The 14,261-nt window shown below is 67.8% G+C and carries 15 protein-coding genes; 13 read left to right on the top strand and 2 right to left on the bottom strand.

What is annotated here, in order from left to right; translation table 11 throughout:
• The 9 genes from BSE24067_RS31475 to BSE24067_RS31435 all read left to right on the top strand — a co-directional run.
• Nucleotides 1-1,296, top strand: a 1,296-nt coding sequence (locus BSE24067_RS31475) for a DNA polymerase III subunit gamma/tau C-terminal domain-containing protein (RefSeq protein ID WP_302479011.1), incomplete at its 5' end; no start/stop codon positions are given.
• Nucleotides 1,297-1,391: 95 nt separating this feature from the next.
• On the top strand, nucleotides 1,392-1,718 hold the full coding sequence (locus BSE24067_RS31470; RefSeq protein ID WP_006755698.1) for a YbaB/EbfC family nucleoid-associated protein: 327 nt from the start codon (nucleotides 1,392-1,394) through the stop codon (nucleotides 1,716-1,718).
• Between the two features lie 49 nt (nucleotides 1,719-1,767).
• A complete protein-coding gene (gene recR / locus BSE24067_RS31465; RefSeq protein ID WP_151068233.1) occupies nucleotides 1,768-2,364 on the top strand; it encodes a recombination mediator RecR in 597 nt (198 codons plus the stop codon).
• A 48-nt stretch (nucleotides 2,365-2,412) separates the two neighbouring features.
• Nucleotides 2,413-3,618 carry a CaiB/BaiF CoA transferase family protein gene (locus BSE24067_RS31460; protein ID WP_151068232.1) on the top strand — a complete coding sequence of 402 codons (1,206 nt, stop codon included), beginning with the start codon at nucleotides 2,413-2,415 and terminating at the stop codon, nucleotides 3,616-3,618.
• Nucleotides 3,619-3,838: 220 nt separating this feature from the next.
• A complete protein-coding gene (gene surE / locus BSE24067_RS31455) occupies nucleotides 3,839-4,600 on the top strand; it encodes a 5'/3'-nucleotidase SurE (protein ID WP_151068231.1) in 762 nt (253 codons plus the stop codon).
• Nucleotides 4,597-5,526 (top strand): protein-L-isoaspartate(D-aspartate) O-methyltransferase, encoded by a 930-nt coding sequence (locus BSE24067_RS31450; protein WP_151068230.1) that lies wholly within the window; start codon nucleotides 4,597-4,599, stop codon nucleotides 5,524-5,526. The genes surE and BSE24067_RS31450 overlap by 4 nt, the downstream gene beginning before the upstream one ends.
• Before the next feature lie 5 nt (nucleotides 5,527-5,531).
• A complete protein-coding gene (locus BSE24067_RS31445) occupies nucleotides 5,532-6,428 on the top strand; it encodes a peptidoglycan DD-metalloendopeptidase family protein (RefSeq protein WP_151068229.1) in 897 nt (298 codons plus the stop codon).
• An 11-nt stretch (nucleotides 6,429-6,439) separates the two neighbouring features.
• Nucleotides 6,440-7,525 carry an RNA polymerase sigma factor RpoS gene (gene rpoS, locus BSE24067_RS31440; protein ID WP_151068228.1) on the top strand — a complete coding sequence of 362 codons (1,086 nt, stop codon included), beginning with the start codon at nucleotides 6,440-6,442 and terminating at the stop codon, nucleotides 7,523-7,525.
• 3 nt (nucleotides 7,526-7,528) lie between these two features.
• Nucleotides 7,529-8,305 carry a 3'-5' exonuclease gene (locus BSE24067_RS31435; protein WP_151068227.1) on the top strand — a complete coding sequence of 259 codons (777 nt, stop codon included), beginning with the start codon at nucleotides 7,529-7,531 and terminating at the stop codon, nucleotides 8,303-8,305.
• Nucleotides 8,306-8,332: 27 nt separating this feature from the next.
• Here BSE24067_RS31435 and BSE24067_RS31430 read toward each other — a convergent pair whose 3' ends face one another.
• Entirely contained in the window at nucleotides 8,333-9,193 is an 861-nt protein-coding gene (locus BSE24067_RS31430) for an endonuclease/exonuclease/phosphatase family protein (protein WP_151068226.1), read from the bottom strand.
• A gap of 227 nt (nucleotides 9,194-9,420) precedes the next feature.
• On the opposite strand from BSE24067_RS31430, the gene rlmD reads away from it, so the two are divergent.
• Nucleotides 9,421-10,818 (top strand): 23S rRNA (uracil(1939)-C(5))-methyltransferase RlmD, encoded by a 1,398-nt coding sequence (gene rlmD, locus BSE24067_RS31425; RefSeq protein WP_151068225.1) that lies wholly within the window; start codon nucleotides 9,421-9,423, stop codon nucleotides 10,816-10,818.
• A 61-nt stretch (nucleotides 10,819-10,879) separates the two neighbouring features.
• On the opposite strand, the gene BSE24067_RS31420 is transcribed toward rlmD, so the two are convergent.
• Entirely contained in the window at nucleotides 10,880-11,578 is a 699-nt protein-coding gene (locus tag BSE24067_RS31420; protein WP_151068224.1) for a Bax inhibitor-1/YccA family protein, read from the bottom strand.
• Between the two features lie 250 nt (nucleotides 11,579-11,828).
• Between BSE24067_RS31420 and ndk the strand changes: the two genes are divergently transcribed.
• The 3 genes from ndk to BSE24067_RS31405 all read left to right on the top strand — a co-directional run.
• Nucleotides 11,829-12,254 carry a nucleoside-diphosphate kinase gene (gene ndk / locus BSE24067_RS31415; RefSeq protein ID WP_040144283.1) on the top strand — a complete coding sequence of 142 codons (426 nt, stop codon included), beginning with the start codon at nucleotides 11,829-11,831 and terminating at the stop codon, nucleotides 12,252-12,254.
• A 55-nt stretch (nucleotides 12,255-12,309) separates the two neighbouring features.
• On the top strand, nucleotides 12,310-13,449 hold the full coding sequence (gene rlmN / locus BSE24067_RS31410; RefSeq protein WP_151068223.1) for a dual-specificity RNA methyltransferase RlmN: 1,140 nt from the start codon (nucleotides 12,310-12,312) through the stop codon (nucleotides 13,447-13,449).
• Between the two features lie 163 nt (nucleotides 13,450-13,612).
• Nucleotides 13,613-14,261, top strand: a 649-nt coding sequence (locus tag BSE24067_RS31405; RefSeq protein ID WP_174904978.1) for a helix-turn-helix domain-containing protein, incomplete at its 3' end; no start/stop codon positions are given.

The raw sequence follows: 14,261 nt of genomic DNA, 5'->3' as shown, positions 1-14,261 counted from the left end.
CGGCCTTCGGCGCCGGCAGCCGCCGGTGCTGCGCGGCCGCAGGCGGCAGCGCCGGCCGCCCCCGCCGCTCGCCCTGCGCCGGCTCAGTCCGGCGATGCGGCGATGGCGAAGCCTGTCGCGGCTTCGGCATCCGCGTCCGCGTCGACTGCGGCATCTGCTCCGGCATCGGCATCGACCGCAGCATCGGCATCGACCGCGGCATCGGCTCCGACATCGGCATCGGCATCGGCTCCGACATCGGCATCGGCATCGGCATCGGCTCCGACATCGGCATTAGCCGACGCACCGGTCGCCACGCAGCGTGAAGCGAGCGCGGCACTTCAAGCGGCACCGTCGGCCGACGCGCCGCCGGCTGTCCGCAACGAACCTGAACCGCCTGCCGTTGCCGAGCGCAACGACGAGCCTGCAGCGCCCGCCGAACCGGCGCCGGCGAAGCATGCTGCACCGGCCGAGCCGCCTGCACGTGCGTCGGCCCGCGGTGGGGCAGCGGCCGCGCTCGACGTGCTGCGCAACGCCGGCATGCGCGTGTCGTCCGACCGCTCGCGGACGGGCGCCGCGCCGAAGCCGGCGGCACAGCCGGCCGTCGAGAAACCGGCGGCAGCAGCGCGTCCCGCCGTACAGGTGCCGACGCCACGCGCGCCCGCTCGCGCACCACAGGCTGCGGACGCGCGCCAGGCGCCGCCGCCGTGGGAAGACATCCCGCCGGACGACTACGTGCCGCTCAGCGCCGACGAAATGTTCGGCGGCGCGGCCGACGACGGCTTCGTCCCGGTATTCGACAGCGGCCCCGACGACGTGCGCATCGCGCCGAAGCCGGTGGAAGCCCGAGCGTCCGCGCCGGTCGACACCCGCCCGCTGCCGCCCGCGATCGCGCTCGATCCGATCGGCTTCGACGGCGAATGGCCGGCGCTGGCCGCTCGGCTGCCGTTGAAGGGCGTCGCGTATCAGCTCGCGTTCAACAGCGAACTGACGGCCGTCGACGCGACGACGTTGAAACTGTCCGTGCCGGTGCCGCAGTATGCGGACGCTGCGCAGGTCGCGAAGCTGAAGGCCGCGCTGGCCGACGCGCTCGGCAAGCCGGTCGAGGTCGCGGTCGAGGTCGGGCCCGCGCGGCGCACCGCGGCGGCGCTCGATGCGGCCGCACGCGCAGCGCGTCAGCGCGAGGCCGAACGGGACATCCACGGCGACCCGTTCGTCCAGCAGCTCGTGCGTGACTTCGGCGCGCGCATCGTCGAAGGCTCGGTGCGGCCGCTCGCCGATTCGGCGCCGGACGGCACGCCGCCGACGCTGCATTGAACGAATCGCATGGCGACAGGCACAATCACGCCCCGCACACATTGACCGGCGCGCGCCGCGTGCCGGTTTTCACACGATCAAGAAGGAGTATTCCCATGTTGAAAGGCAACCTCGCCGGACTGATGAAGCAAGCGCAGCAAATGCAGGAAAACATGAAGAAGATGCAGGAGCAGCTTGCGCAGATCGAAGTCGAAGGGCAGTCGGGCGCTGGCCTCGTCAAGGTGACGATGACCTGCCGCAACGAAGTGCGTCGCGTCGCGATCGACCCGAGCCTGCTCGCGGACGACAAGGACATGCTCGAGGATCTGGTCGCGGCCGCGTTCAACGATGCCGTCCGCAAGGCCGAAGCGACGTCGCAGGAAAAGATGAGCGGCATGACGTCGGGCCTGCCGCTGCCGCCGGGCTTCAAGCTGCCGTTCTGAGCGCAGCGTCCGCTCAGCCCGATCCGCCCGTTCAGCTTTCACCCGCCGTATGAAACAGCCGTCCGCCCTGTCCGCGCTCGTCGAAGCGCTGCGCGTATTGCCCGGCGTCGGGCCGAAATCCGCGCAGCGCATGGCGTACCACCTGATGCAGCACGATCGGGAGGGCGCGGAGCGGCTCGGCCGGTCGCTGCTGTTCGCGACCGAGCACCTGCAGCACTGCGAGAAGTGCAACACGTTCACCGAAGCACAGATCTGCGAGGTGTGCAGCGACGACGAGCGTGATCCGACGCTGCTGTGCGTCGTCGAGACGCCCGCCGACCAGATCATGCTTGAGCAGACGATGACGTACCGCGGGCTGTATTTCGTGCTGATGGGGCGGCTGAGCCCGCTCGACGGGATCGGTCCGAAGGAAATCCATTTCGACCGCCTCGTGCGGCGCGCGTCAGACGGCATCGTCAAGGAGGTCGTGCTCGCGACCAACTTCACGAACGAGGGCGAAGCGACCGCGCACTATCTCGGCCAGACGCTGAAGGCGCGCGGCCTCGCGGTCACGCGCCTCGCGCGCGGCGTGCCGGTGGGCGGCGAACTCGAATACGTCGACGCGGGCACCATCGCCCGCGCGATGCTCGACCGCCGCACGATGTAAGCCGGGCGCCGCCGGCCGGCGGCGCCGTTCCTCATGCCAGGGAGACACATGAGCGCCAGTCAGGGCCCGCTCGCGGGCGTCAAAGTGCTCGAATTCGGGACGCTGATCGCGGGGCCGTTCGCGTCGCGCCTCTTTGCCGAATTCGGCGCGGAAGTGATCAAGATCGAGGATCCGAACGGCGGCGACCCGCTGCGCAAATGGCGCAAGCTGTACCCGGAGCAGGGCGGCACGTCGCTGTGGTGGTCGGTCCAGGCGCGCAACAAGAAATCGGTCACGCTCAACCTGAAATCCGATGCCGGCAAGACGATCGCGCGGCAGCTCGCGCGCGACGCCGACATCGTGATCGAAAACTTCCGTCCGGGCCTGCTCGAGAAGCTCGGCCTCGGCTACGACGTGCTGTCGGCCGATAACCGCGGCCTCGTGATGGTGCGCCTGTCCGGCTACGGGCAGACAGGCCCGTACCGCGATCGGCCCGGCTTCGGCGCGATCGCCGAATCGATGGGCGGACTGCGCCACATCACCGGCTATCCGGATCTGCCGCCGCCGCGCATCGGCATCTCGATCGGCGATTCGATCGCCGCGCTGCACGGCGTGATCGGCGCGATGATGGCGCTCCATCACCGCAACGTGAACGGCGGCGCGGGCCAGGTGGTCGACGTTGCACTGTATGAAGCGGTGTTCAACATGATGGAAAGCGTGGTGCCCGAGTACGGCGTATACGGGATGGTGCGCGAGCGCACCGGCGCGTCGCTGCCGGGCATCGTGCCGTCGAACACCTACGCGTGCCGCGACGGCAGCATCGTGATCGGCGGCAACAGCGATCCGATCTTCAAGCGGCTGATGAAGGCGATCGAGCGCGACGACCTCGCCGACGACCCATCGCTCGCACGCAACGACGGACGCGTGCCGCGCACGCAGGAAATCGACGACGCGATCGCCGCGTGGCTCGCGCCGCGCACGATCGACGACGCGCTGGCCGTGCTCAACGCGGCCGACGTGCCGGCCGGCCGCATCTATACCGCCGCCGACATGTTCACCGATCCGCAGTTCATCGCGCGGCAGATGATCCAGCGTTTCAGGTTGCCCGACGGCACCGAGATTCCGCTGCCGAACATCACGCCGAAGCTGTCCGACACGCCGGGTGAAACGCGCTGGCTCGGGCCCGAACTCGGCGAACATACGGACGAGGTGCTGCGCGGGCTCGGCTACGACGCGCACGCGATCGCCGCGCTGCGCGAGACCGGCGCGATCTGAGCGCCGCGCTCCCGCACGTCGCGGCCGGTCCGACGAGCGGGCGTCGGCGCGAGCCTGTTGTCGCGCGCCGACGATCGGCGCGCGACACAGCGTTTTCCCGAGCGCCCGGAGTGCCGCCGCGCAACGCGGCGGCGTACCGTGCACGACACGCACGCACGCGCGCGTCCGCAGCCGCCGGACTGTCGCTCTCGCGCCATCTTTCCTCGGTTACAATCGCCGGATGCGAATCCTACTCAGCAACGACGACGGCTATCTCGCCCCCGGTCTCGCCGCGCTCAGCGATGCGCTGCAGCCGCTTGCCGACCTCACGGTGATCGCGCCCGAGCAGAACTGCAGCGGCGCATCGAATTCCCTCACGTTGTCGCGTCCGCTGTCGGTGCAGCGCGCGGCGAATACGGGTTTCTTCTACGTGAACGGCACGCCGACCGATTCGGTGCACGTCGCGTTGACGGGGATGGCCGACGAGCGGCCCGACCTCGTCGTGTCCGGCATCAACAACGGCCAGAACATGGGCGAGGACACGCTCTATTCGGGGACAGTTGCAGCCGCCACCGAAGGCATCATGTTCGGCGTGCCGGCCATCGCATTCTCGCTCGCCGACAAGGGGTGGGCCCATCTGGCGGACGCGGCGCGCGTCGCCGCCGAAATCGTCGAGCACTGTCTCGCGCATCCGCTGCCCGGTCAGCCGCTGCTGAACGTCAACATTCCGAATCTGCCGTACGGCGAACTGAAGGGCTGGAAGGTCACGCGCCTCGGCAAGCGCCATCCGTCGCAGCCGGTGATTCGCCAGACCGACCCGCGCGGCGAGCCGGTCTACTGGATCGGTGCGGCCGGCGCGGCGCTGGACGCGAGCGAGGGCACCGACTTCCACGCCGTCGCCAACGGTTTCGTGTCGATCACGCCGCTGCAGCTCGATCTCACGCATACGCAAATGCTGCCTGCGACGCGCGAATGGGCGCGCGCAGCAGGGCGGGCTTCATGAGCGGCGAGCGCGCGAAGCGGTTTCCGCTCGCGCTCGAAGATCTCAAGCGAGCGCCACGCAAATCGGAAGGCCGGGCCGGCGAGCGTCACGCGACGACCACGGCGCCGAAAGCGATCGACAAGTCACCCGCCGTGCTCAAGCCGGTGGCGGTGAAGCCGGGCGTCACCCGCGCGCTGCCCGGCACGGCCGCCGCGAAGCCCGCGAGCGCGCCGAAACCCACCGTGCTGAAGCCCGCGATGCCGAAGCCGGCCGCGCCGAGCGTCGCGCCGTCTGGCGCGTTCGCGCTGACTTCGGAACGTGTGCGCGAGCGCATGGTCGAACGCCTGCGCGCGAACGGCGTGACCGACGCGCGCGTGCTGGACGCGATGGCCGCGGTGCCGCGCCACCTGTTCGTGGACCCGGGGCTCGCGACGCAGGCCTACGAGGATTCCGCGTTGCCGATCGGCCACCAGCAAACGATTTCAAAGCCGTCGGTCGTCGCGCGCATGATCGAGCTCGCGATGGCCGGCCGCACGCTCGAGCGCGTGCTCGAGATCGGCACCGGTTGCGGCTATCAGGCCGCCGTGCTGAGCCGCGTTGCACGCGACGTGTATTCGATTGAACGCATCAAGCCGCTCTACGAGCGCGCAAAGCTGAACCTGCGGCCGCTGCGCGTGCCGAACATCCGTCTGCACTACGGCGACGGGCGTGTCGGCCTGCCGTCCGCGGCTCCGTTCGACGCGATCGTGATCGCGGCCGCGGGGCTCGACGTGCCGCAGGCGCTGCTCGAGCAGCTCGCAATCGGCGGCCGCCTCGTCGCGCCGGTCGGCGGGCAGAGCGGGCAGCCGCAGGTGCTCACGCTCGTCGAGCGCGTCGCGCACGCGCAGTGGCGGGAGTCGCGGCTTGATCGCGTTTTCTTTGTCCCTTTAAAATCCGGAGTGATTTGAAACCGATGAGTATGTTGCGCGCGATGCAAAACAACCGAACCAGGGAACCGCTCACGTTCGCCCAGCGCGCGATCTGCGTGGCTGCGTTCTCCACACTGCTGGCCGCCTGTGCGACGCGGCTCGACAACGCGCCCGTCGTCGACCGCTCCGGATCGCTCGGCACGACCGCGGCCGCACAGCCGGCGGTGCCGCTCGGCCCGCCGCCGCCGGGTTTCTACCGTGTGAAACCGGGTGACACGCTGTACCGCATCGCACTCGAGAACGGGCAGAACTATCGCGATATCGCCGCGTGGAACAACCTGGCGAACCCGAACCAGATCGAAGTCGATCAGTTGCTGCGCGTCGCGCCGCCGGGTGGTGCCGCGGTTGCCGGTACGCCCGCTGCCGCGCCGATCGGCGGCGCAGCCGTTCCGACGGCTCCGCTCAGCAGCGGTCCCGCAACGCCTGCCGCGGGGTCGCCCGCCGCAGGGTCGTCGTCCGCGCTCACGCCGCCGGCCGCCGCCGCATCGAGCGACGCGGCAGCCGCGCCGAGCGGCCCCGTGACGTTCGCGTGGCCGGTCCGCGGTCCGGTGCTGAACGGTTTCGACGACGCGAAGAACAAGGGCGTCAATATCGGCGGCACGTCCGGCGAACCGGTGAAGGCGGCGGCCGACGGCCGCGTCGTCTACTCGGGCAACGGGCTGCGCGGCTACGGCAACCTCATTATCATCAAACACGATGCAACTTACCTCACGGCGTATGCACACAATCGCGCTTTGATGGTAAAAGAGGGGGACGCGGTAACGAAGGGGCAGAAGATCGCCGAAATGGGTAATAGCGACGCCGACCGCGTGATGCTGCATTTCGAGGTTCGCCGGCAGGGTAAACCTGTCGATCCGCTGAAGTATTTGCCGCCTCAATAACCGAGACGACCATGCCGAAATCGAAGCGCCACGAGCCGCAAGCCGAGTCTGAGAAGATCAGTCGTGCCACGCAAGCATCGGTGGAGCGAGCTGGCGCTTCGACGGACGACGAGGACGACGTCGCGGAAAACGAACGTGACCTCGAGGCACGCGACGCCGACGCGGACGGCGACGACGAGCACGAAGGCCGGGCCGAAGCCGCGCCCGACGTCGACGATTTCCGCGCATTGCTGCAGGCCGAACTCACGGCCGACACGATCCAGCATTACCTGAACCGCATCAGCGTGAAGCCGCTGCTGACCGTCGAGGAGGAGCAGCGCTATTCGCGTCTCGCGAAGGCCGGCGAATTCGAGGCGCGGCAGGTGATGATCGAGCGCAACCTGCGTCTCGTCGTCAGTATCGCCAAAGGCTATCTGAACCGCGGCGTGCCGCTGCTCGACCTGATCGAGGAAGGCAATCTCGGCCTGATGCACGCGATCGAGAAGTTCGACCCGACGCGCGGCTTTCGCTTCTCGACCTACGCGACGTGGTGGATCCGGCAAAGCATCGAACGCGCGATCATGAACCAGGCCCGCACGGTGCGGCTGCCCGTGCACGTGATCCGCGAACTGAACCAGGTGCTGCGCGCGAAGCGCCACCTCGAAAAGAACTCGATGTCGACCGGCGAGGCGGCCGAGCGCCGCGAAGCCAGCATCGACGACATCGCCTATCTCACCGGCAAGACCGCCGAGGAAGTCACCGACATCCTCGCACTCAACGAACACACCGCATCGCTCGACGCGCCGCTCGACCTCGATCCCGCGAGCAGCCTGCTCGACCTTCTGCCCGACGACCAGAGCCAGTCGCCCGATGCCGAAGTCCAGCACCGCGAACTCGAAACGCTCACGCGCGCATGGCTGTCGCGTCTGTCCGACAAGCACCGGCACGTGATCGAGCGCCGCTTCGGCCTGAACCACATCGAGCCGGCCACGCTCGAGGAACTGGCCGACGAGATGGGGCTCACGCGCGAGCGCGTGCGGCAGATCCAGCAGGAAGCGCTGGTGCGCCTCAAGCGGTTCTTCGCGTCCAACGGCGTGCGCAAGGACGCCGTTCTGTAACTGATGACACCGATTCTCGTTTTTGACATCGAGACGATTCCCGATGTCGACGGCATTCGCCGTCTGGAAGACCTGCCCGCGACGCTCGACGATGCCGCGGTGGCCGAACATGCGTTCGCCGCGCGCCGCGAGAAGACCGGCAGCGATTTCCTGCCGCATCACCTGCAGCGCATCGCGGCGATCTCGTGCGTGTTCCGCGACAACAACGGTTTTCGCGTGCGCTCGCTCGGCACGCCGCAGGACAACGAGGCGGCGCTGATCCAGTCGTTCTACCGCGTGATCGAGAAATACACGCCGCAACTCGTGTCCTGGAACGGCGGCGGCTTCGATCTGCCGGTGCTCCACTACCGCGCGCTCGTGCACGGGATTGCCGCGACCCGCTATTGGGATCTCGGCGAGGACGATCGCGAGTTCAAGTGGAACAACTACATCTCGCGCTATCACTCGCGGCACACCGATCTGATGGACGTGCTCGCGATGTATCAGGCGCGCGCGAATGCGCCGCTCGACGCGCTCGCGAAGCTGTGCGGCTTTCCGGGCAAGCTCGGAATGGACGGCAGCCAGGTGTGGCCGGCGTTCCAGGACGGGCGCATCGACGAAATCCGCAACTATTGCGAAACCGACGTCGTCAATACGTATCTGCTGTATTGCCGGTTCCAGCTGATGCGCGGCGGTCTGACGCCGGGCGAATACGCGGACGAGATCCTGCTCGTGAAGAACGCGCTCGCGCAGGAGCCCGCGGCGCACTGGGCCGAATATCTGGCCGGTTTCGACGCGTAAGCTCGGCGGCCCGCGTCGCGGCCGCACTCAATCCCGATCGAGTTCGAGAATGACCGGCTGGTGATCCGACGCGCGCACGTCGCCGTCGATCTCGCAGCGCGTGACGCGTGGCAGCAGCGTATCGGTCACGAACACGAAATCGCAAGCGAGCGGGCCGTCCGACCATTGCGCGGTGTCGTAGACGCCGGCGGTCGGCGGCGGTGTGCGGCCCGGGTGCCGGGCGACCCAGGCATCGACGAACGGCGGCGCGTCGGCGATCGGCTCCAGCAGGCGCCGGTACGCATCGCTGCCGAACGCGCTGTTGAAGTCGCCGCAGATGATCGCGTCGCGCGGCTGGCCGGTTGCGCTGAATGGCCCGGTCGCATTCTCGGCCGGAGCGGGGTGGTCCGCGTGTGCGCAGGCTTCGCGGTGCCGGGCGCGCAGCGCATCGACCTGCGCGAGCCGCTGGCGCGCCGAGTAGAACTCGAGGTGTGTCGTGACGACACGCAGCGCGCCCGTCGATGTCATGAGTTCCACTTCGACCGCGACGCGCGGCATCGACGGCGCAGCCGCGTCCGCCGGCCACGGCAGCAACTGGCGCAACACCCGCGCGACCGGCAGCCGGGTCGCGATCGCGTTGCCGAACTGCCGCCGCGGCGTGCCCGGTTCGAGCGCCGGCAGGTCGGCGCCGATCGCATCGACGATCGTATAGCCGGGCAGCAACCCCGCCAGTTCGGCGAACTGATCGGGGCCCGGCCGGCCCGGCAGCGCGCCGAAGCCGCGCGTCAGTTCCTGCAGACACAGCACGTCGAAGTCGCCCAACTGCCGGGCGACGGCGATCGTGCGCGCGAGGTCGACGACGCCGTCCGCGTCCCGACCCCATTGGATGTTCCAGTCGATCAGTCGCATGGTCGAGTCTCCTTGATCTGCTGCGAGCAGAACCCGTGCCGCCGGCGGCCGCGCGGGGCGCCGCACGCAGCCGGGCCCAGCGCAACGCGGTGCGCGATTGTCGGCCGTTCGCGGGTCGCGCAGCGCGGCAGGCGCATCGGCATCGGCGCCAGCACGACGAAAGCGGGCGATGCGCGCTGTCGTCGTCTACAATCTCGCCTTCTTCAACGTTTTGTCAGGAAAAGCTGGTGTCCGAAGCCGTCCCCACTTCTGCGCGCAAGTCGAAAAATGCGCCCGTCGCGCCCGGGCCTGCCCCGGTTCTCGAGATCGAATCGCTCGACATGGAAGCGCGCGGTGTCGGCCGCACCGCGACCGAGGACGGCACGCCCGGCAAGGTGATCTTCGTCGAGGGCGCGCTGCCCGGCGAGCGCGTGACCTATTCGAGCTATCGCCGCAAGCCGAGCTACGAACAGGCGACCGTCGTCGACATTCTGCGCCCGAGCGTGATGCGCACGCAGCCGAAGTGCAAATTCTTCGGCACCTGCGGCGGCTGCTCGATGCAGCACCTCGACATGCGCGCGCAGGTCGCGATCAAACAGCGCGTGCTCGAGGACAACCTGTGGCACCTGTCGAAGCTGCGCGCCGACGCGATGTACGCGCCGATTCACGGCCCGTCGTGGGGTTATCGCTACCGCGCGCGGCTGACCGTGCGCAACGTCGCGAAGAAGGGCGGCGTGCTGGTGGGGTTTCATGAACGCAAGAGCAGCTACGTCGCCGACATGACGAGCTGCGAAGTGCTGCCGCCGCACGTGTCGGCGATGCTCGTGCCGCTGCGCCGGCTCGTCGAGGGGCTGTCGATCCGAGACCGGATGCCGCAGATCGAGCTCGCGGTCGGCTCGACGGTCACGGCGCTGGTGCTGCGCGTGCTCGAGCCGATCAATGCGAGCGACGAAGCGCTGCTGCGCGCGTTCGCGGACGAGCACGACGTGCAGTTCTGGCTGCAGCCGAAGGGCCCGGACACGGTGACGCCGTTCTATCCGCTCGACGTGTCGCTCGATTACACGCTGCCGGAGTTCGGTATCCGCATGCCGTTCAAGCCGACCGACTTCACGCAGGTCAACCACCAGATCAACCGCGTGCTGGTCGGCCGCGCGCTGCGCCTGCTCGCGCCGTCGCGCGACGATCGCGTGCTCGACCTGTTCTGCGGGATCGGCAACTTCACGCTGCCGCTCGCGCGCCTGTCGCGCGAGGTGATGGGCATCGAAGGCAGCGAAACGCTGACGACGCGCGCGCTCGCGAATGCGCGCGAGAACGGCGTCGACGGCCACACGACGTTCGCGTGCCGCAACCTGTTCGAAGTGACGGGCGACGACCTGCGCGCGCTCGGCGCATTCGACAAGTTCCTGATCGATCCGCCGCGCGAAGGCGCGCTCGCGGTGTCGAAGGCGTTGGCCGAAATCGCGCAAAGCGGCGAAGGCCCGCTGCCGAAGCGGATCGTCTATGTGTCGTGCAACCCGTCGACGCTTGCGCGCGACGCGGGCCTGCTCGTGCACGAGGCCGGCTACCGGCTGAAGGGCGCGGGCGTCGTGAACATGTTCCCGAATACGTCGCACGTCGAATCGATCGCGCTGTTCGAGCGCGACTGAGCGGGCGGCGGACGTAAAAAAACCGGCCCGCGGGCCGGTTTTTTCATGGGTACGACGAACGTCAGTTGCGGTTGCCGCCGAAGATGCCGAGCAGCGCGAGCAGGTTCGTGAACACGTTGTACAGGTCGAGGTAGATCGCGAGCGTGGCCGAGATGTAGTTCGTCTCGCCGCCGTTCACGACGCGCTGGACGTCGAACAGCATGTAGGCCGAGAAGATCGCGATCGCGAGCACCGACACGGTGAGCATCAGCGCCGGCAGCTGCAGGAAGATGTTCGCGACCGACGCCAGCAGGATCACGATCACGCCCATGAACAGCCACTTGCCGAGCCCCGAGAAGTCGCGCTTGCTGACGGTGGCGACCGTCGCCATCGTGGCGAAGATGATGCCGGTGCCGCCGAACGCGAGCATGATCAGCGACGGGCCGTTCGAGAAGCCGAGGATGAAGCTCAGCAGCCGCGACAGCATCAGGCCCATGAAGAACGTGAAGCCGAGCAGCACGAATACGCCGGCCGCGCTGTTTTTCGTCCGCTCGATCGCGAACATGAAGCCGAACGCGATCGCGAAGAACGCGAGCAGGCTCATCATCGGGCTCGTGGCCGCGAACAGCGAGAAGCCCGTCGCGACGCCGACCCATGCGCCCAGCACCGTCGGCACCATCGACAGCGCGAGCAGCCAGTACGTGTTCCGCAGCACGCGGTTGCGAACCTCCGCGGTGCTGACGGAGCCGCCGCGGCCGAAATTGTACGGATAGTCGTTCATGGTTTCTCCTAACATTGAACGCGTGGGCGTCCGGGGCCGGTTCGGGGCGCACGGTGTGCGGCGCAGCAAACCGGAGCAGCTATGGCTAAGATACGTTCCGCGCCGCTTGGTTTCAATGGCCGGGCGGCGCAAAAACATATGGATTCGGAACCTTTCACTGGTGTAAGGGTTCAATCGCAATGATACACGGGATCGTGCTACAATAGCGGATTCATTTGAACCTGTAACTTCTTAATTTCTTGGAGTTTTTATGGCAATCGAGCGCACCCTGTCGATCATCAAGCCGGATGCGGTGGCAAAGAACGTGATCGGCCAGATCTACAGCCGTTTCGAAGGCGCCGGCCTGAAGATCGTCGCAGCGCGCATGGCACATCTGTCGCGTGCTGACGCGGAGAAGTTCTACGCAGTGCACGCAGCACGTCCGTTCTTCAAGGACCTCGTCGATTTCATGATCTCGGGTCCGGTGATGATCCAGGTGCTGGAAGGCGAAGGCGCGATCCTGAAGAACCGCGACCTGATGGGCGCGACGGATCCGAAGAAGGCGGAAAAGGGCACGATCCGCGCCGACTTCGCCGACAGCATCGACGCGAACGCCGTCCACGGCTCGGACGCTGCCGAAACGGCCGCGGTCGAAATCGCGTTCTTCTTCCCGGAAATGAACGTCTACTCGCGCTAAGCCCTGGCTGGCAACAAGTAGGCAGGATTCAGCGCACGCGGCAAGGCAGCACATCATGACGAGCGAAACTTCCGTCAATCTTCTCGACTTCGATGCCGAGGGTCTTGTCGCGTACTGCGGCAGCCTCGGCGAGAAGCCGTTCCGCGCCAAGCAGTTGCAGCGCTGGATCCACCAGTACAACGCCGGCGATTTCGACGGCATGACCGATCTCGCGAAGTCCCTGAGAGAAAAGCTCAAGGGCCGCGCATCGATCGGGATGCCCGACATCGTCAGCGATCACGTTTCCACCGACGGCACGCGCAAGTGGCTGATCGACGTCGGAAACGGCAATGCGGTCGAAACCGTGTTCATCCCGGAAGAAACGCGCGGCACGCTGTGCGTGTCGTCGCAGGCCGGGTGCGCGGTCAACTGCCGCTTCTGCTCGACGGGCAAGCAGGGTTTCTCCCGCAACCTGTCGACAGCCGAAATCATCGGCCAGCTCCGGATGGCCGAATTTGCATTGCGCGCGTCGCTCGGTCGCGCGCCCGGTCCGAACGGGAAGGCCGAACGTGTCGTCACGAACGTCGTGATGATGGGCATGGGCGAGCCGCTGCTGAATTACAACGCGGTCGTGCCGGCGATGCGGTTGATGCTCGACGACAACGCGTACGGCCTGTCGCGCCGCCGCGTCACGTTGTCGACGTCCGGCGTGGTGCCGATGATGGACCGTCTCGGCGCCGAGCTGCCGGTCGCGCTCGCTGTGTCGCTGCACGCACCGAACGACGCGTTGCGCGACGAACTGGTGCCGCTCAACAAGAAGCATCCGCTTCGCGAGCTGATGGCCGCGTGCCAGCGCTATCTGAAAGTCGCGCCGCGCGATTTCATTACTTTCGAATACTGCATGCTCGACGGCGTCAACGACACCGAAGCGCATGCGCGCGAATTGCTGGCCGTCACGCGTGACGTGCCGTGCAAGTTCAATCTGATCCCGTTCAATCCGTTCCCGGAGTCGGGCCTCATCCGCTCGAAGCCGGAGCAGATCAAGCGCTTTGCACAGGTTCTCATCGACGCGGGTGTCGTCACGACCGTGCGCAAGACGCGCGGCGACGACATCGACGCCGCATGCGGACAACTGGCCGGCGCGGTGAAGGACCGCACGCGCCTGGCGGAGCGGACGGGCGCAGCAGCAAAGATCATCGAAGTCCGGGCGATTTGACGGGGCGGCCTTTGGCCGCGGATGCCCAGGCTTTTTGGCGGTACAACACGCGAATAGCGATCGGTCGCGGCGCCTCGGCGCCGCGCATGGTATGGACAGTTGCGGGTGGAACCGGCGGGAGCCGGCGGCGCCCCAGTGAAGAAGAATCGACGCGAGGACAAGGATGAGTGAGCCGCAGCCGACCAACGGCGCAGAGACGAATGCCGCGCAGCCGGCACCGGCGGGACTGGAAACGCTGGCGGCCGTCGGCAGCCGGCTCGCGCAACTCCGGGAAGCGAAGGGCTGGACGGTCGACGACGTATCGGCGCGCCTCAAGGTCGCTCCGCCGAAGCTACGCGCGCTCGAGGCGGGCGACATCAGCCATCTGCCCGGCGTGACGTTCGCGCTCGGCGTCGTGCGCAGCTACGCGAAGATGCTCGGCGTCGATCCGGAGCCGTTCGCGCAGGCATTGCGCCGCGAGCGCGGCGTGCCGGAAGTCGACCTGTCGATGCCCGCTTCGTCGGGGACGGATCTGCCGCGCGGCCGCGTGTCGATCCCGCTCGGCGGCTCGTCGGGGCACCATCCCTGGCTGTGGGGGACGGCGATCGTCGTCATCGCGGTGATCGCGGTACTCATGTGGCACACTGGCGGCGACTCGTCGAGCTGGCTCGCGCGCTTCAAGGGCAGCGACGCCGGGCATGCGTCCGCCGCGAGCGCGCCGGCGGCGTCCACCGTCGACGAGGCGGCCGCGGCCGGTGCGTCGACGGCAGCCGGCAACGTTGTGCCCGCGCAGGTAGCGGCATCCGCCGCGGCGCCGCAGGTCGCGGCGTCGG

The sequence above is a fragment of the Burkholderia latens genome (assembly GCF_902499045.1).
Taxonomy (GTDB): domain Bacteria; phylum Pseudomonadota; class Gammaproteobacteria; order Burkholderiales; family Burkholderiaceae; genus Burkholderia; species Burkholderia latens.
The sequence above is the reverse complement of the archived record's forward strand: the minus strand, read 5'-3'. Positions and strand labels throughout refer to the sequence as shown.